Genomic DNA, 16,644 nt, shown 5'->3' with positions numbered 1-16,644 from the left:
GGGAAGGTAACAGTGCCTGGGTAGTGAAAGGCAGAATATTTCTTATTTAAATCAGCATATTAGACGATAGTCGTAGGGTGGAAGCGTGAGTGGATAGCAATGCCCAGGTGCTTAACCTGGGCGCCGGGCGGTTTTTTTGCGCGGTATGCCAAGCCTCTGACGTCGCTCCCAAAGGTTTTTACGGCTAATGCCCAGTTTTTGTGCCAATTCGGTTTCACTCATTTGATCTTGGTGCTCGAGCACAAAGTGCTGAAAATAATCTTCTAAAGAGAGATCATCTTCATTCTCTTCAGCGTTTTTATCCCCGTGACCACTGCTAGCGGAGGAGTTAGCGAGAGGTGCATGGGGACGAGGTGGGGCTGGCGCCAGGCCTAGATCATCCGGGTGGATCAGATGCCCCTCGGCAAGAATCACTCCGCGCTCAAGGGCATTCTCCAGCTCGCGAACGTTACCCGGCCAAGGGTAGTCGCGCAGATCCTGGCGGGCTGCGCGGGACAAACGCAGGCCCGTGCGTTCGTGGCGTTTACACGCCTTGTCGAGCAGAATGTCGGCGATCTCAAGCACATCATCCTCGCGCTCGCGCAGCGGCGGCAGTTCGATCTGCATCACGTTCAGCCGGTAGTAAAGGTCAAGGCGGAACTCACCGGTTTTTGACAGCGCTCGCAGGTCACGATGGGTGGCCGCAATCAGGCGGACATTAACGTGACGGGTTTCTACCGAACCAATTTTACGGATTTCACCCTCTTGGAGAACGCGTAGCAGGCGCGCCTGGGCATCCAGCGGTAGTTCACCAATCTCATCCAAAAATAGCGTACCGCCATCAGCGGCTTCGACTAACCCAGTGCGCGCAGCGCTGGCGCCGGTAAAAGCGCCTTTCTCATGGCCAAACAGCTCTGATTCGATCAGCGTTTCAGGAATCGCCGCGCAGTTGACGCAGATCAACGGTGCCTTGGCGCGCTTGCTCTGCTGGTGAATGGCGCGTGCCACCAGCTCCTTGCCGGTACCTGACTCGCCAAGAATCAATACGGTGACATCGGCGGGGGCGGTTTTACTAATGCGGGTGTAGACCTGCTGCATGGCAACGCAGTTGCCGATCATGGTTTGTCGGCTGCCGCCTGCATCGGTGATAGCCGGGGGCGGACTCTGCTGCATCGACTGCTTGTGCAGGATCCGCTCAACGGTCTCCAATAGCTCCGCATGGTCAAAGGGCTTGGCAACGTAGTCCACGGCCCCCTGTTTGAGCGCTTCCACCGCAGAGCGCATGCTGGCGTAGCTGGTCATGATCAATACCGGCACGGGGGCCGCGGCGGTGATCAGCGAGGTGCCCGGTTCGCCCGGCAGACGCAGGTCGCTGATGATGAGGTCGAACCCTGCGAGTTCAAGCTGGCTGGCCTCCTCAGCGCTGCCTGCTTCGCTGACCGTATAGTCGTGGCGTTCCAGAAGGCGCTTTAGCGCGCTGCGAATAATCGCTTCATCTTCAACAATCAGAATCCTGGGCATGGGTTGGCTGATCATCCTGTTGGTAAAGCGGCAGCCATAACGTAATGGCCGTGCCGCGAGGCTGTCCCGGGGGTGGCGAAGCCACGTCTATTTTACCCTGGTGCTCATTGATAATCTGGTAGGCCAATGAAAGGCCCAGACCGGTGCCCTCGCCGGCGGGTTTGGTGGTGGTAAAGGGCTCGAATAGGTGCTCGCGCACTCGTGGGTCGATGCCCTGACCGTTATCGGTTATCCGCCACCAGACAAGCTGCTCGTGGCGCCCTGCGGTCATGTGAACCTCTCCCCCTTGGCCGCAGGCATCCCGCGCATTGCTCAGCAGGTTGACCATCACTTGCGTTAATCGCTGGGCATCGCCGCGCACCACCACGTCGTCAGGCGTTTCATTGGTTAAGGTAACATCCTCTCCCGAGCGGGCGAGGTGGATCAAGTGCAGCGCATCTTCACTAATTGATGCAAGTGCCACAGGTGAGGCAGGGAGCGGTACCGATTGGCGTCCCCCATGGGCAAAGCCAACCAGTGAGTTAACGATTTTGGTGACCCGTTGGGTCAACTGCTGGATTTGGTCGGCGGCTTCTAGCAGGGTGGGGTCGTTAGTGTCGTAGCGTAGATTTTGCGCCAGCGACGAGATGCCGGTAATTGGGTTGCCAATTTCGTGGGCGACCCCAGCGGCTAACTGGCCGATAGAGGCAAGGCGCGCTGCATGCACCAACTCATCTTCCAACCATTTCATTTCGGTATGGTCCTCAATCAAAATAACGCTGCCGCCACGGCTGTCACTACCGCTGAGAATCGCTTTGTGCAGGGTCAAAAAATAGTCTTTACCGTGCAGCGTGACCGCCTGTTTGTAGAGCGGTGTTGATGTGGTTTCCAGCACGCCGCCGAGTAGGCTGGGCCAGGGGGCAGGCAGGCTGTCGCGGCGTGAACCGATCACGCTTTCACCGCTAATGCCCGAGAGTTGAGAGAGCGCCTGATTCCACATTAGCAGCTCATCATCATCGCCCAAAACACACAGCCCCACCGGTAAATAGGCCAGGGTTTGGCGATGATGGCGGCGCAAACCGTCGAGTTCACGGGCTAACCCAGTCAGGCGTGATCGGTAGGCTTCCAAGCGGCTCTCGACAAAATGAATATCGTCGGTTTCAGGGGCGTCGTCATGGCGGTAGGGTAGATAGCGATCAACAATATCCCGCGCCACCGATGGGCCCATTAGGCCCGAGAGATTGGCCTGAATACGGTCACGTAATCGACGCAGCGCGTAGGGACGGCGCTCCTGGGGCGTTAAGTTGAGTGCTTGCAATGCCCGCTTCACTTCACGGCTAGCCGCCTCATCGCCGAGGGCGTGGGCTAAGTGAGTAGAAAAATCGCTCGCCGTGGCGGCTTCCAGTGGGAAACGTTTGGAGCGGATAACTGCATCGACGGAGCACGCTTCCGCGGCGGACTGCTCACCTTCAGAAATACGCGTAAACAGCGATATCACAATCAACAGCAGGATATTGACCGCTAACGAGAGCAGCGTGACGTTGTACCAAACCGGCGCACCAGTGTCGGTAAGCGGGGTAAAGGGCAGCGCCGGTAGCGAGAGCATGAGCGGCAGCCATAGCCCCCATAGCCATACGCCGATGCCTGCGATGAGGCCAATAATCATGCCTTTACGATTAGCGCCCGGCCAGTAGAGCAGCGCCAGCATGCCAGGCAGGCACTGGGCCATCCCCACAAACGCGGCTAATCCCAAACCGATGAGCCCATGATGGCGCCCTACCCACTGGTAAAACACCCAGCCGCTGATAATTACAGCGACCACTAGCCCACGGCGCAGCCACAGCAGCCAGCCGTAGAGATCACTGCGCGCTTCCGGGGGCCTCGCTACCAGTACAATATGATTAAGCACCATGCCGGAAAGCGCTAGCGCAATCATAATCATGGTGCCGCTGGCGGCGGCTAGCCCGCCGATAAACGCCAGTGCCCCTACCCACCAGTGTTCGGTCATTAGGTAGGCGGCATAGGCGGCGATGGGTATGTCGGGACTGACCGACTGCGCGGCCCACCAAATCAACGGCACAGGTAGCGCCATTAAGAGCAGGAAAAGCGGCAGCGCCCAGCTCGCTTGTAGCAGGGTATGCCGCGATAGACTTTCTGAAAAACTGATATGAAACAGATGCGGCATCATAAACGCCGCCGCAAAAAACAGCAGCAGGAGGGTTCGCCACTGGGCCGGGTCAAGTTTGGGTGTCTGTTGTTGAAGAATAGCGCCAGGGCCCTCCAGCCACAGCTGCAGGTCGCCTGGGCCGTCAAACACCATCCATAGCGCCACCACGCCGAGCCCCAGCATGGCCAACAGTTTAACAATGGATTCAAACGCAATGGCGCTAAGCAGAGTGTCGTGGCGGCCGTGAGACTGGCTGTGGCGCGCACCGAAAATGACTGCAAAGGCGGCAATTACGGCGCAAAAAAGTAGCGCAACGCTACCTCCTGCTTGGCTGGCGGTGATGATATTGATGGCTTCGCTCAGGGTTTGGACTTGAATGCCGAGCAGCGGCAGCACCGCCAGTAGACTGACGATGGTGACCAGCGTACCCGCCCAACGAGAGCGAAAGCGAAAGGCAAACAGATCCGCCAATGACGTTAGTTGATAGGTGCGGGTAATGCGCTGGATGGGTACCAGTAGCACAGGGGCGAGCAAGAAGGCGCCCGCTGCGCCCAGGTAGTAGGCGAGGAAGCCAAACCCCGCGTGGGCAGCCATTTCCACGCTGCCGTAAATCGCCCAGGCGCTGGCATAAACACCCAGGGCAAGGGTGTAAACAATCGGGTGGCGGGTAATACGTACCGGCACCCAGCCGCGCTCTACCGCAAAACCGCAGCCAAACAGCAGTGCCAGGTAGCCCAGCCCAAGAAGTAGGACGCCGACTATCTCAACGTGCACCTCAACGTTCATCAAGCTTCCTCTTTTGCTCCAGCCAGAGGGTTAACGCAATCAACCCACCCCAAATCGCAAACGGCCGGTACCAGGCGGCCTCAGGGTCGCTCCAGCCATTCATCAGTAGCGGAGAGAGCAGGTAGCCGCCAAACACCAAAAACAGCATGATGCGATAGACATACATATCAATCTCCTACTGGAGGTGAAGAGGGATTTAAACGGTGTGCCGTTGGGCTTAACCGTGCCAACGACCAGTTCTCTACCGCCCAGTGTAGCTGAGTCGCGGGGGGCTCTGAGGCAAGTTCTTGTGGCGGCGCTTGATCAAGCGCTTCCAGCGCCTGAAAGAGCTGGAAGCGCACTTTCTGCTCGTCTTCTGCCAGGGCCGGGGCCAGGTTTTGCTTGGAGAGCTTTTGCCCTTCAGCGGTCACAATGAGTGGCAAATGCAGGTAACGCGGCTGCGGTAGCTGAAGCGCGTTCTGCAATTGGCGCTGCCAAGGGGTGTTATCGAGCAAATCGAGCCCGCGTACCACATCGGTAATCTGCTGCTCGGCGTCATCCACTACCACGGCGAGCTGATACGCCCAGAGGTAATCTTTGCGCTTTAATACCACATCGCCTAGTTCAGCCGGGTCAAACTGCTGCTCGCCGAACAGCCGGTCTTGCCAGCGGATAGGGCGCTCGCCACGGTCGCTGCGCAGCCGCCAGGCCACCGGTTTATTCGCATCGCAAACGCCATCGCGGCACCAGCCGGGGTAGATATCAAACGTCTGCCACTGCTTGCGCGAACAGCTGCAGGGGTAGGCAAGGCCGAGTTGGACAAGTTGGTCAAGCGCCTGTTGGTAAGCATCGCCGCGGGTGTGCTGCCACATTACCGCTTCGTCCCACTCCAGGCCGAAGGTTTCCAACTGGCGAAGGATAGTGCTCGCCGCGCCTTCAGGGCAGCGCGGTGGGTCGATATCTTCAATGCGTACCAGCCACTGCCCATCGGCCGCGCGGGCATCTAAATAGCTGCCTAAGGCGGCGACCAAAGAGCCAAAGTGCAGCGGGCCAGAGGGCGTAGGAGCAAAGCGACCGCGGTAGCGAGCAAAATCATTCATAGTAGCGTCGTTGTTGAAAGGGGCTGATTATTCACAAAAAGCCATTCACAAAAACGGGCACCCTAAGGTGCCCGCGTTCGAGTAGCACGGTCTTTTAGTGCTCAGCCGCCTAGCTGTTTCTCTTTGAGTTCCGCCAGGGTTTTGCAATCCACACAGAGGGTAGCGGTGGGACGAGCTTCTAAACGACGAATGCCGATTTCAACGCCGCAGGCTTCGCAGAAGCCATAATCATCATCATCGATGTTATCTAGCGTCTCGTTAATTTTCTTGAGCAGCTTACGCTCACGATCCCGGGTACGCAGTTCCAGGCTAAAGCCCTCTTCCTGGGTCGCACGGTCGGCGGGGTCGGCGTAGTTGTTCGCATCTTCCTGCAGGTGGCGTACGGTACGATCCACCTCTTCCATGAGATCCTGTTTCCAATCCAGCAGCAGCTGACGGAAGTGCGCTAGCTGCTGCTCGTTCATATACTCTTCACCCGGCGCTGGCTCATACGGAGTGAAGGACTTGGACGCTTCCGGTTTCTTTTCTGCTACTGGCATGGGACTGCCCCTTACATATGTGACTACTGATCGACCATGAGCGATTGTCACGATCTCACGCCAAAGGGATGCTTGTTTAGCTGAAAAATGACTGGGTTGCAAGCATAATGGTGAGCTTTCGACGATTGTTTGGCCTTGAATATGACTAGCGCCATGTTTTAGTTAGTTTTTCAATATTTGTCCAGTTTCAAAAATGATTAGATGAAGGAGCCGTTATGGCCTGGAATTCGCGTGTCGATCACGTTGCCCCTTTTCGGGTCATGCATTTGCTGGAAATGGCCCAGGCGCGGGAAGTCGCCGGCCACGATGTGATTCACCTGGAAGTAGGCGAGCCGGATTTTGCTACCCCCGAGCCGATTATCGCTGCCGGGCAGCAGGCGTTGGCCCGTGGCCATACCCGCTATACCCCAGCGGCTGGGCTCCCCGCGCTGCGCGAGGCGATCGCCGGGCACTATGCAGAGCACTTTAACGCTACGGTTGATTCTGCGCGCATTTTGGTAACCCCAGGAGCGTCGGGGGCACTGCTGCTGGCGAGCCAGTTATTAGTCGAAAGCGGCTCGCGGGTTCTGATGGCTGACCCTAACTATCCCTGCAATCGTCACTTTATGGCGCTAGCTGGCGCTGAGATCGATGCGGTATCCGTGGGGCGAGATAGTGGCTGGCAGTTGGACGCTGCCCTGGTCGCCCAGCATTGGCGTGAGGACACAAGCCTGGCGATGTTGGCGTCGCCCTCTAACCCTACCGGCCACACGTTGAGCGCGCAACAGCTCTCTGCAGTGCTGGCAGCGGTCGCTGAGCGCGAAGGCGAGGTCATCGTCGATGAGATCTACCAGGGCCTCAACTACGACGATGCGCCGCTCTCAGCGACTTCGCTCTCCGCCAACGCCTTTGTGGTCAACAGCTTTTCAAAATATTTTGGCATGACCGGCTGGCGCCTGGGCTGGCTGGTGGCGCCAGAGCATGCAGTGGAGCCATTAACGCGGCTGGCGCAGAACATGTTTCTGGCCGCGCCGACGCCGTCGCAGCATGCCGCCCTGGCGGCGTTTACGCCCGAGTGTCGGGGTGTTCTTGAACAGCGCCGTGCAACCCTGAAAGAGCGCCGTCAGGTGTTATTGAAAGGTTTGGCAAGCTTGGGGCTGGCGCCGGATCTCCCGCCCCAGGGGGCGTTTTATGTGTGGCTGGATATCTCCCACTACAGCCGCGATAGCCAGGCCTTCTGCGAGCGCCTGCTGCAGGAAGAAAACGTGGCCATTACCCCGGGTATTGATTTTGCCGTACGTGGCGGCGAACACCATGTGCGCATTGCGTTTACCAATGATGTGGCCCGTCTGGAAGAGGCAGTGGCGCGGATTGCACGCTTTGTGGGTAGGCTGTGATGCTAGTCTATCCGGCGTTGGTACCGGGCACGCTGATCAAGCGTTATAAGCGCTTTCTCGCCGATGTGCGTTTGGATGATGGTCGCGAAGTAGTTGCCCACTGCCCCAATACCGGCTCAATGAAGGCGGTGAACGTGCCAGGGTGCCGAGTGTGGTTGTCACCCAGTGATAACCCCAAGCGCAAGCTTGCCTGGACGTGGGAGTTTATCGAGCTGCCGCAAGCCGGTGGGCAGGTGGCGCTCGCCTCGGTGCATACCGGCCGCGCTAACCGCATCGTGGAAGCGGCGCTGGAGGCGGGTGCTTTGGCACCCTTGGCAGGCTACGCCACTCTGCGCCGGGAGGTGAAAGTGGCCGATGCTCGCCTCGATTTTAGGCTGGACGACCCAGAGCGGGGGCGGGCGTATATCGAGGTGAAGCAGGTCACCCTCAAAGAGCAGGACGGCCACGGCTACTTTCCGGACTCGGTGAGCGTGCGTGGTACCAAGCATCTGCATTCGCTGCGAGTGCTGGCAGAGCAGGGAGAACGGGCGGTGCTGCTGTTTTGTGTCGCCCACGAAGGTATTGCCGATGTGGCCGCCGCAGCCCATATCGACGCGACTTATGCGGCAGCCCTAGCAGAGGCCTCGGCCAGCGGGGTGGAAGTGCTGGCCTATGGTATTGAGGTGGTGCGGGAGCAAGAGCGCCCAACGGAGGTGCGGCTAACCCGCAGTCTGCCTGTACGGCTTTAGAGTGGCATGAGCTTGCCGAGGGCAGGTGGCGCAAGGGCGCTGTGAACCCTTCCCTGGGCGCTACTTTCGCCATCTGACCGCCATGGATGGCGGAAATGCCGGAATTGTTGGGAACATTTTCCGGCCATGGCGAAAGACCCTTGCTTACACCAACCCTCGGCGCTTTGGATGCTAATTTATATGTTTCTAGGTACGACTTAGCGATCAATATAAAAACGCTGAATAAAGTTCACCGGTTCGGGGGCGGCGTTGCGGTCGTAGCGCACGCTTAGCTCAAAGCGCATGTTCTCATCGTCGCGTAGGGTAAAAGGCGCCAGATGGTAGGTGGCATCGCCGTCGTGCACGGTGCGAAAGCTGAGCGACTCCTGGGCGCCCGTCAAGCCGCTAACATGGCCCTGTACGCTGGCGTTAACGGGGCGGGTACTGCCATCCTCCTGGCGCTCGCGAACGCTTACATTAACCAGACCGCGGTTGGCACTGCGCTGGAGGTTGTTCGCTTGGGCCACTTCCGGGGTCAAAAAGCTGCTGTTCACCGCGCTGTAGTGAATCTCGTATTCGCCCACGCTGACGAACTGCTCAGCGTGGGCCCCAGCGGCGGCGAAGAGCGTGCCGACAAGGGCGGCACTCATCATTAATCTGCGTAACATGGCGTGGCTCCTCGGGTTGAGTTTAAACGCGATGAATATCTAGCGGCGGCGAACACGGAAAATGGCAATTTCACCAAATAGATTGGGCCATAGCCGCGATTTCCAGTGGCCTTGATGATCCCCTACGCCCACCGCGCGATCGACAATCATCAAGCCCTTCTCGCGGCACAGATGCTCAAAGTCGTTGAACGTAGAGAGATGGATGTTGGGCGTGTCGTACCAGGCGTGGGGCAGCGATTTGGATACCGGCATATAGCCGCGCAGACCCAAATGAACACGGTGACGCCAGTAGGCGAAGTTGGGGAAAGTAATGATGCCCTCTTCGGCGACACGCAGCATTTCATCGAGCATCCTGTCCGGACGGCGCAACGCTTGCAGCGCCTGGGTCATGATTACTTGGTCATAACTGTTATCGCAGAAGCTGCTTAAACCGTCATCCAGGTTGTGCTCAATCACACTGACGCCACGGGCAACGCAGGCATTAATGCCATCGTGGTCGATCTCTAAACCATAGCCGGTCACGCCTTTATTGTTCGCCAGGGTCTCCAGCAGCTCGCCGTCGCCACAGGCGAGGTCGAGCACGTGCGCCCCTTCGGGCACCCAGTCATAAATCAGTTCAAGATCGGCGCGCATCATGGCGTCTCCTCTGAGCTCGTTGCATCCTCGCTTGCTTCATCTTTACCCGCTTCGGCGAGGTTAAGCTCGCCAGCAGCGCGATTCATAAAAGCGCTGAAGATGGCGTCGTAGCGCGGCTCTGAGAGTAAGAAAGCATCGTGCCCATGGGGCGAGTCGATGTTGGCGTAGCTAACCGCTTTGCCCGCGCGAATGAGCGCATCGACCAGCTCGCGGGAGCGCGAGGGTGGAAAGCGCCAATCGGTGGTAAAGCTAACAATCAAAAACGGACATTGCGCTGGGGCCAGGGCTTTGGCTAAGTCGCCCCCTTGGGTCGCGGAAGGGTCAAAGTAGTCCAGCGCTTTGGTCATCAGCAGGTAAGTATTGGCATCAAAGGCGGTGGAGAAGGTATCGCCCTGATAGCGCAAGTAGGACTCCACCTGGAACTCAACGTCAAAGCCGAAGTTAAGGTCGTCGCTACGCAAATCGCGGCCAAACTTGCTGCCCATGGCGTCTTCGGACAGATAGGTGATATGGCCCACCATGCGCGCGAGCTTAAGCCCGCGTTTGGGTACGGTGTCGTGCTCGGCATACCAGCCGTCAAAAAACTCCGGGTCAGAGCGAATCGCCTGGCGAGCCACTTCGTTGAAAGCGATATTTTGCGCCGAGAGCCGTGGCGTGGCGGCAATCACCACCGCATTAGCCACCCGTTCCGGGTAGGTCATTGTCCATTGCATAACCTGCATGCCCCCCAGGCTGCCGCCCACCGCGGCGGCCCAGCGCTCAATTCCCAGGTGGTCGGCAAGCCGCGCCTGGCTAGCTACCCAATCGCTCACCGTGACCATGGGGAACTCAGGCCCCCATTGTCGACCGGTGTCGGGGTTATGACTGACCGGCCCGGTGCTGCCATGGCAGCCCCCCAGGTTATTAAGCGACACAACAAAAAAGCGGTTGGTGTCGATCGCTTTGCCGGGGCCAATATGGGCATCCCACCAGCCGGGCTTGCGGTCTTCTTCGCTGTGATAGCCCGCGGCGTGGTGGTGACCCGAGAGCGCGTGGCAAATCAGTACCGCGTTGCTGCGATCAAAATTCAATGTGCCGTAGGTTTCATAAATCAGCTCGTAGGCAGGCAGCACTTTGCCGCAGGCGAGAGCGAGCGGCGTATCGAAGCGTGCCACGTGCGGGGTGACCACGCCGACGGAGCCCGCCGGTCGGTCTGTAAATGCAAGCGTATCTGAGTCAGGCATTGAAGGTGCTAGTCCTGCTGAAAGGGTGCGACTGAAGTAGATCCTGGAATACGGGGATGGCAGTCACCATCACAGCCCGACCAGCGCGCCTGAAATGCCCGCCGCACGAATCAAGGAACCGACCACCAAACCATCGATCAGGTTAATGGCGATAAACACTACGATAGGTGATAGGTCGATCATGCCCAACGAAGGAATCACTTTGCGTACCGGGGCCATAATCGGCTCCACCAACTGCATAACCAGCAGCGCACCTGGATGGCTGGCGTTGGGTGCTACCCAGCTCAAAATAATCATCACAATCAGGGCGAAGAAGTAGATTTTTAAAATCGCATTCGCCAAGGCGGCCACACCGGCAATTAGCAGTCCAGCAATAGGCGGCATGCCAACGCCAATCACCATAAAAATGGCGATGATGCTAACCACTTTCAATACAAAGCCTGCTGCTAAGGTGGCGAGGTCGAAGCGGCCAGCCACCGGGCCTAAAAAGCCTTGGAATAGCCCCACTACCGGCTGGGTGATTTTGACCACCGATTGGCTTAACGGATTGTAGTAATCCGCCCGCGACGCTTGCAGCAGGAAGCGCAGCATGAGTAAAAAGAGGTAAATATTGATGAGGGTATTTACCAGCATTAACCCTGCACTGCCCAATTCATTGCCCATTATTATGTCTCCTTGATGATCCGGTAGCTTAGGCTGTGTTAGCCAAATGGCTGCATTAGCTGCCGCTTAGTTCCTTGGCCATTGCCTGGGCACGGTCAGCGCAGGCCTGCATGGCGTCGGCAATCGTGGTGCGCAATTGTGCCTCTTCCATATGTTGAATGGCACGTTCGGTGGTGCCGCCCGGCGACATAACGTTCTGTTTCAGTGTGGCCGGGTCTTTATCGCTCTGCTGTGCCATGGCGGCGGCACCCAGCGCGGTTTGAATAGCCAGGCGGCGCGCGGTGGCGGCAGGTAGGCCGAGTTTAACCGCGGCTTCTTCCATGGCTTCGAACATCAGAAAGAAGTAGGCCGGGGCACTGCCAGAAACAGCGGTGACTGCGTCTAACAGGGCTTCTTCTTCCACCCACTCCACAATGCCCACCGCTTCCATTAACTGGGTGGCCACGTCACGCTGGGCATCGCTGACGTTGGCATTGGCGTAGAGGCCGCTGGCGCCATAACCGACCAACGAGGGCGTATTGGGCATGCAGCGTACCATAGCATTCTGGCCGCCTAGCCACTGGTCGATCGTGCCGACATCCAGGCCTGCAGCAATCGAGATAACCAACGGCTGCTGGCGCTGAACGCTGTCGCGCAACGCTTCGCATACGTTGCGCATGATTTGCGGCTTCACCGCGAGTACCACCACATCGGCCTCAGCCACCGCCGCATTGTTGTCGGTGTCTGTATTGATGCCTAAGCGTTGTTTAATCGATGTCAGTTCGCTGTCATTCGGCGCGGTGGCGGTAATCGTGGAAGGCGCAACGCCGCTGTCGATTAGGCCGCCGATAATGGCGCTGGCCATATTGCCGGCCCCAATGAAGGTAATCTTATTCGCCATGGTAGGTGTCCCTTAAGTAAAAGTGTTCTACGTAAAAAAGTGGGCTACTTTTCGTCTAAGCCGATGGGCGAGCGCCGAAAATTGCAGTGCCCAAACGCACCAGCGTGGCGCCTTCCAGCACCGCCGCTTCTAAATCGTCGCTCATGCCCATCGAGAGCGTATCAAGGGGCGCGTCTGGCAAGCTGCTTTGTAAGGCGGTAAAAGCTTCGCGTAGTGCTGCCAAAGGCTGGCGCTGAGCACTTATATCCTCTGTTGGAGCGGGGATCGCCATTAAACCGCGCAGATGCAAATTAGGCAGTGTGGCGACTTCCCTGGCCAATTCCTCTAACTCCTCGGGCAGCACACCAGCTTTGCTCTCTTCTCGGCTGATATTAATCTGCAGGCAGATATTGAGCGGCGCAAGGTGCGTTGGGCGCTGCTCGTTAAGGCGTTTGGCAATTTTTAGCCGATCGACGCTGTGTACCCAGTCAAAGTGCTCGGCCACAGAGCGGGTTTTGTTGGACTGCAGGGGGCCAATGAAATGCCATACAATGCCGTCAAGATCAGTAAGTTCGGCCTGCTTTTCCAGCGCTTCTTGCAAATAGTTTTCACCAAATTCACGCTGACCCAACTGCCAAACCTGACGAATCATCGCCGCAGGCTTGGTTTTGCTGACGGCCAGTAGCTTGGCTGCACCCTGGGCGCGCCCCGCGTTTTCTAATGCATTATGCAGGCGTTCAAGCGCCTGAGCGTATGAATGGCCGAGTGACTCGTTAAGCGCGATGTCTGTCATACTCAAGCACCTTACCGCAGCTGGGAAGAGAGATGGATATTACCGAACTGCTAGCATTCTCGGCAAAGCAGAATGCCTCTGACTTGCACCTTTCGGCCGGTTTGCCGCCCATGATACGTGTTGATGGCGATATTCGTCGGCTCAATGTGCCCGCTATCGATAATAACGATGTGCGCAGATTGATCTACGCCATCATGAATGATCGTCAGCGGCGCGACTACGAAGAGCACCTTGAAATTGATTTTTCCTTTGAAGTGCCGGGGATCGCCCGCTTTCGTGTTAACGCCTTTACTCAAGCTCGCGGGGCGGGGGCGGTGTTTCGCACCATTCCCAATCAAGTACTTTCCATACAAACCCTGGGGCTCGGTGAGGTGTTCGAGCGCCTGGCGATGTTACCGCGGGGCCTGGTGCTGGTGACTGGGCCAACGGGGTCGGGCAAAAGCACCACGCTGGCCGCCATGATCGATTACATTAACGATCATCGTTACGAGCACATTCTCACCATTGAAGACCCCGTCGAGTTTGTCCACGTTAGCAAGCGCTGTTTGATTAACCAACGCGAAGTGCATCGCGACACCCATAGTTTTGCCGATGCGTTGCGTAGCGTGCTGCGTGAAGACCCGGATGTGATTCTGGTCGGCGAGCTGCGTGATCTGGAGACTATCCGCTTAGCACTGACCGCTGCTGAAACCGGCCATCTGGTGCTGGGAACGCTGCATACCACCTCTGCCGTCAAGACAATCGACCGGATCATCGATGTTTTTCCCAGCGAAGAGAAAGCCATGGTGCGCTCCATGCTGTCGGAATCGCTCCAGGCAGTGGTGTCGCAATCGCTGCTTAAACGTCAGGGCGGCGGGCGTGTAGCGGCCCACGAAATCCTCATTGCCACTTCTGCAGTGCGCAACTTGATCCGCGAAGACAAAGTGGCGCAGATGTACTCAGCTATTCAAACCGGTGGCAGCCTGGGTATGCAAACCCTGGATGCCGCGCTGTCTCGGTTAGTCAATGAGGGCGTTGTAAGCACAGAGGAAGCCCAGGCTCAGGCTAAAGGTGTTCTCGCCGCAAAAGCTGAATAATTTAAGCCTTGTGACATACCCACTGCTTTTCTTTGAGGTCTAGGGACGTATTCAAACAATGAGTATTAGGGGGCATAAATACCGCCCAATACCCGGGGGCCCTGCGCGCCGGTGACCGAGGGCAAGTTGCCAGGCAAGTGGTGAAGACGCTGGTGAGCCAGCCAGGCAAAGGCGCCGGCTTCTATCCAGTCTTCAGGCCAGCCGTACGCCACGGGTGAAGTGAGCGTGGCGAGAGGCAGGTGATAGGCAAGGCGCTGCATCAAATAGGTGTTGTGGGCGCCACCACCAGCGGTGATCAGTGTGAGCGGGCCGTTATCGATCCGCAGTTGCTCAATGCCCTGGGCGACACTGACCGCCGTGAGTTCGGCCAGCGTTGCCTGCACATCGGTGGCGGTTTCCTGGCCGCTGAGATGTTGTTGTAGCCAATCTAGATGAAATAGCTCTCGCCCCGTGCTTCTCGGCGGCGGCTGCTGGAAAAATGGTTCTGATAACAACCGAACCAATAGCGTTTCATCTACCTTGCCGCTCGCGGCCCAATCGCCGTTCTGGTCAAAGCGGCCGCCCTGGTGCAAGGCAAACCAGCCATCCAATAAAACATTCGCCGGCCCGGTGTCGAAACCGATCACTGGATCGCTCGACTGGCTAGAGAGCCAGGTGAGATTGGCGAAGCCGCCTAGATTAAGCACCAGCTGATGTGCGTCTGCTCGTCCAAATAGTGCCTGATGAAAGGCCGGTGCCAGTGGTGCGGCTTGACCTCCAGCGGCTAAGTCGCGGCGACGGAAATCGGCCACTACCGTGCAGCCGGTGAGTTCTGCCAACAGGCTGGGATTGTCCAACTGTAAGGTATAGCCTGGGCCGCTGTCGTGGCCTGCAGGGGCGTGTTCGATAGTTTGGCCGTGGCTGCCGATGGCACTGATCTGTTCTACGCCCACTGAAAGTGGCGCTAATAAGTGTTGCACGGCTTGGGCCTGGCATTGGCAGAACGCGTGTTCCGCTGCTGCGAGCTGCGCAAAACTCACCTGCTCTGCATGACACAGCTTAAACAGTAGGCGATGAAGCTCGTCCGGCATCGGTTCGGCATGGGTTGCCAACAGGTTCGGCGGCGAATCACCTTCGATGGCGATAAGTGCCGCATCAATCCCGTCCAGACTAGTGCCGGACATCAGGCCAATATAGTAAAGCGGCGAAGCGGTAGGCGTTTTCATAAGCGAACTCGTACAAAGCTGGGCTGAGACTAAACCAGGGTGAGAGCTAAACCAAGGCGAGCGAGCATGGTAACATCGTCGGCTATTTATCACCTGAGCCCGGTAAGGGCGGTTCTTTATAGTGGAGAGAGGCAATGAGTGAGGTGGATCAGGCTTTAGCGCTGCTGTCGCGGGGTACGCATGAAATCCTGGTAGAGGATGAGCTAAAACAGAAGCTGGCTTCAGGCCGCAAACTGCGTATCAAAGCGGGTTTTGATCCCACGGCCCCTGACTTGCACCTGGGGCACAGCGTGTTGCTGACCAAAATGCGCCAGTTTCAGGATTTGGGGCACACGGTTATCTTTTTGATCGGTGACTTTACCGGGCGTATTGGTGACCCTACCGGTAAGAACGTGACGCGCAAACCGCTCACCGAAGAGGATGTGAAAGTCAACGCCGAAACCTATAAAGAGCAAGTGTTTAAAATTCTCGACCCTGAAAAGACCGAGGTACGTTTTAACGCCGAATGGTTTGGCGAGCTCTCCGCTGCCAAAATGATTGAGCTGGCTGCTCAAAGCACCGTTGCCCGTATGCTGGAGCGGGATGACTTTGAAAAGCGCTATAAAGCCAATCAATCCATTGCTATCCACGAATTTCTCTACCCGCTGGTACAAGGTTACGACTCGGTAGCGCTTGAGGCGGACGTGGAGCTGGGCGGTACCGACCAGAAGTTCAACCTGCTGATGGGACGCGAAATTCAAAAGCACTTCGGCCAGGAGCCCCAGGTGGTCATTACCATGCCGCTGTTGGAAGGGTTAGACGGCGTGCAGAAGATGTCGAAGTCCTTGGGCAACTACATTGGTGTCGATGAAGCGCCGGGCTCCATGTTCAACAAGCTGGTCTCCATGCCGGATAGCTTGATGTGGCGCTACTTTGAGCTGCTCTCTTTGAAATCGAACGAAGAGATTGATGCGTTTAAGAAGAGTGTTGAGCAGGGCGCTAACCCGCGGGATATAAAAATGGAGCTGGCGCGGGAGCTGATTGCTCGTTACCACGGGGATGAAGCAGCAGCCAATGCGCACAAGTCTGCGGGTAATCAGCTGGCTGATGGCGAGCTCCCAGAAGATCTGCCGGAAGTCACGGTCGATTTTGAAGGTAGTGAGCAAGCACCTATTGCGGCAGTGCTCAATCGAGCTGAGCTTGCGAACAACAGCGCCCAGGCCAAAGATATGCTCGGTAATGGCCGGGTTAAAGTCGACGGCGACGTCGTTGCCAAAGACACCATGCTGGCGACAGGTAAGAGCTACGTTATCCAGGCGGGTAAGAAACGTTACGCCCGTGTGACGCTTATTTGAACTTTCTGTGCTTATTTTTCACCACAGCCCTTGCCAACCCGGCAGCGAACCCGT

General features: G+C 57.4%; 16 protein-coding genes. 4 read left to right on the top strand and 12 right to left on the bottom strand.

All coding sequences use genetic code 11. The annotated features are described in order from the left end of the window. Positions 1-111: 111 nt before the first annotated feature. From HZU72_RS02080 to dksA, 5 genes are all read right to left on the bottom strand, one after another. The gene (locus HZU72_RS02080) at positions 112-1,500 is read right to left on the bottom strand and encodes a sigma-54-dependent transcriptional regulator (RefSeq protein WP_180090176.1); all 1,389 of its coding nucleotides are present in this window, start codon (positions 1,498-1,500) and stop codon (positions 112-114) included. After that, positions 1,478-4,432: an ATP-binding protein gene (locus tag HZU72_RS02075; protein WP_180090174.1), complete on the bottom strand. Its 2,955-nt coding sequence runs from the start codon at positions 4,430-4,432 to the stop codon at positions 1,478-1,480. Before HZU72_RS02075 ends, HZU72_RS02080 begins: the two co-directional genes overlap by 23 nt. Then, the gene (locus tag HZU72_RS02070; RefSeq protein WP_007111811.1) at positions 4,422-4,598 is read right to left on the bottom strand and encodes a hypothetical protein; all 177 of its coding nucleotides are present in this window, start codon (positions 4,596-4,598) and stop codon (positions 4,422-4,424) included. Before HZU72_RS02070 ends, HZU72_RS02075 begins: the two co-directional genes overlap by 11 nt. 1 nt (position 4,599) lies before the next feature. Further along, positions 4,600-5,511, bottom strand: a complete 912-nt coding sequence (gene gluQRS / locus HZU72_RS02065; RefSeq protein ID WP_180090172.1) for a tRNA glutamyl-Q(34) synthetase GluQRS — start codon at positions 5,509-5,511, stop codon at positions 4,600-4,602. 101 nt (positions 5,512-5,612) lie between these two features. Beyond that, a complete protein-coding gene (gene dksA / locus HZU72_RS02060; protein ID WP_007111809.1) occupies positions 5,613-6,050 on the bottom strand; it encodes an RNA polymerase-binding protein DksA in 438 nt (145 codons plus the stop codon). A 215-nt stretch (positions 6,051-6,265) separates the two neighbouring features. On the opposite strand from dksA, the gene HZU72_RS02055 reads away from it, so the two are divergent. Continuing rightward, entirely contained in the window at positions 6,266-7,426 is a 1,161-nt protein-coding gene (locus HZU72_RS02055) for an aminotransferase class I/II-fold pyridoxal phosphate-dependent enzyme (RefSeq protein WP_180090170.1), read from the top strand. Next, positions 7,426-8,154 (top strand): DNA/RNA nuclease SfsA, encoded by a 729-nt coding sequence (sfsA, locus tag HZU72_RS02050; protein ID WP_180090168.1) that lies wholly within the window; start codon positions 7,426-7,428, stop codon positions 8,152-8,154. The genes HZU72_RS02055 and sfsA overlap by 1 nt, the downstream gene beginning before the upstream one ends. Positions 8,155-8,351: 197 nt before the next feature. Here sfsA and HZU72_RS02045 read toward each other — a convergent pair whose 3' ends face one another. The 6 genes from HZU72_RS02045 to HZU72_RS02020 all read right to left on the bottom strand — a co-directional run bounded on the left by HZU72_RS02045 (position 8,352) and on the right by HZU72_RS02020 (position 12,975). Continuing rightward, the gene (locus HZU72_RS02045) at positions 8,352-8,801 is read right to left on the bottom strand and encodes a DUF4426 domain-containing protein (protein WP_180090166.1); all 450 of its coding nucleotides are present in this window, start codon (positions 8,799-8,801) and stop codon (positions 8,352-8,354) included. Between the two features lie 39 nt (positions 8,802-8,840). Then, positions 8,841-9,434 carry a methionine biosynthesis protein MetW gene (gene metW / locus HZU72_RS02040; protein WP_041159454.1) on the bottom strand — a complete coding sequence of 198 codons (594 nt, stop codon included), beginning with the start codon at positions 9,432-9,434 and terminating at the stop codon, positions 8,841-8,843. Beyond that, positions 9,434-10,660 carry a homoserine O-succinyltransferase MetX gene (metX, locus tag HZU72_RS02035; RefSeq protein WP_180090164.1) on the bottom strand — a complete coding sequence of 409 codons (1,227 nt, stop codon included), beginning with the start codon at positions 10,658-10,660 and terminating at the stop codon, positions 9,434-9,436. Before metX ends, metW begins: the two co-directional genes overlap by 1 nt. Positions 10,661-10,729: 69 nt before the next feature. Next, on the bottom strand, positions 10,730-11,323 hold the full coding sequence (locus HZU72_RS02030; protein ID WP_180090162.1) for a YggT family protein: 594 nt from the start codon (positions 11,321-11,323) through the stop codon (positions 10,730-10,732). Positions 11,324-11,378: 55 nt separating this feature from the next. Beyond that, positions 11,379-12,203, bottom strand: coding sequence for a pyrroline-5-carboxylate reductase (proC, locus tag HZU72_RS02025; protein WP_180090161.1), 825 nt, complete (start codon positions 12,201-12,203; stop codon positions 11,379-11,381). A gap of 55 nt (positions 12,204-12,258) precedes the next feature. Next, complete coding sequence (locus tag HZU72_RS02020) at positions 12,259-12,975, bottom strand: YggS family pyridoxal phosphate-dependent enzyme (protein WP_180090159.1); 717 nt, start codon at positions 12,973-12,975, stop codon at positions 12,259-12,261. A 32-nt stretch (positions 12,976-13,007) separates the two neighbouring features. Between HZU72_RS02020 and HZU72_RS02015 the strand changes: the two genes are divergently transcribed. Further along, positions 13,008-14,051 (top strand): type IV pilus twitching motility protein PilT, encoded by a 1,044-nt coding sequence (locus tag HZU72_RS02015; protein WP_180090157.1) that lies wholly within the window; start codon positions 13,008-13,010, stop codon positions 14,049-14,051. 65 nt (positions 14,052-14,116) lie between these two features. Here HZU72_RS02015 and HZU72_RS02010 read toward each other — a convergent pair whose 3' ends face one another. Continuing rightward, complete coding sequence (locus tag HZU72_RS02010) at positions 14,117-15,256, bottom strand: anhydro-N-acetylmuramic acid kinase (RefSeq protein ID WP_180090155.1); 1,140 nt, start codon at positions 15,254-15,256, stop codon at positions 14,117-14,119. 134 nt (positions 15,257-15,390) lie between these two features. Between HZU72_RS02010 and tyrS the strand changes: the two genes are divergently transcribed. Beyond that, the gene (tyrS, locus tag HZU72_RS02005; RefSeq protein ID WP_180090153.1) at positions 15,391-16,590 is read left to right on the top strand and encodes a tyrosine--tRNA ligase; all 1,200 of its coding nucleotides are present in this window, start codon (positions 15,391-15,393) and stop codon (positions 16,588-16,590) included. The last annotated feature ends 54 nt before the right edge of the window (positions 16,591-16,644 follow it).

Source organism: Vreelandella sedimenti (assembly GCF_013416325.1).
Taxonomy (GTDB): Bacteria; Pseudomonadota; Gammaproteobacteria; order Pseudomonadales; family Halomonadaceae; genus Vreelandella; species Vreelandella sedimenti.
The sequence above is the reverse complement of the archived record's forward strand: the minus strand, read 5'-3'. Positions and strand labels throughout refer to the sequence as shown.

Coding starts and splice junctions, on each gene's coding strand:
- HZU72_RS02080 (WP_180090176.1), bottom strand. CDS start 1,500: ATGCCCAGGATTCTGATTGTTGAAGATGAAGCGATTATTCGCAGCGCG.
- HZU72_RS02075 (WP_180090174.1), bottom strand. CDS start 4,432: ATGAACGTTGAGGTGCACGTTGAGATAGTCGGCGTCCTACTTCTTGGG.
- HZU72_RS02070 (WP_007111811.1), bottom strand. CDS start 4,598: ATGTATGTCTATCGCATCATGCTGTTTTTGGTGTTTGGCGGCTACCTG.
- gluQRS (WP_180090172.1), bottom strand. CDS start 5,511: ATGAATGATTTTGCTCGCTACCGCGGTCGCTTTGCTCCTACGCCCTCT.
- dksA (WP_007111809.1), bottom strand. CDS start 6,050: ATGCCAGTAGCAGAAAAGAAACCGGAAGCGTCCAAGTCCTTCACTCCG.
- HZU72_RS02055 (WP_180090170.1), top strand. CDS start 6,266: ATGGCCTGGAATTCGCGTGTCGATCACGTTGCCCCTTTTCGGGTCATG.
- sfsA (WP_180090168.1), top strand. CDS start 7,426: ATGCTAGTCTATCCGGCGTTGGTACCGGGCACGCTGATCAAGCGTTAT.
- HZU72_RS02045 (WP_180090166.1), bottom strand. CDS start 8,801: ATGTTACGCAGATTAATGATGAGTGCCGCCCTTGTCGGCACGCTCTTC.
- metW (WP_041159454.1), bottom strand. CDS start 9,434: ATGCGCGCCGATCTTGAACTGATTTATGACTGGGTGCCCGAAGGGGCG.
- metX (WP_180090164.1), bottom strand. CDS start 10,660: ATGCCTGACTCAGATACGCTTGCATTTACAGACCGACCGGCGGGCTCC.
- HZU72_RS02030 (WP_180090162.1), bottom strand. CDS start 11,323: ATGGGCAATGAATTGGGCAGTGCAGGGTTAATGCTGGTAAATACCCTC.
- proC (WP_180090161.1), bottom strand. CDS start 12,203: ATGGCGAATAAGATTACCTTCATTGGGGCCGGCAATATGGCCAGCGCC.
- HZU72_RS02020 (WP_180090159.1), bottom strand. CDS start 12,975: ATGACAGACATCGCGCTTAACGAGTCACTCGGCCATTCATACGCTCAG.
- HZU72_RS02015 (WP_180090157.1), top strand. CDS start 13,008: ATGGATATTACCGAACTGCTAGCATTCTCGGCAAAGCAGAATGCCTCT.
- HZU72_RS02010 (WP_180090155.1), bottom strand. CDS start 15,256: ATGAAAACGCCTACCGCTTCGCCGCTTTACTATATTGGCCTGATGTCC.
- tyrS (WP_180090153.1), top strand. CDS start 15,391: ATGAGTGAGGTGGATCAGGCTTTAGCGCTGCTGTCGCGGGGTACGCAT.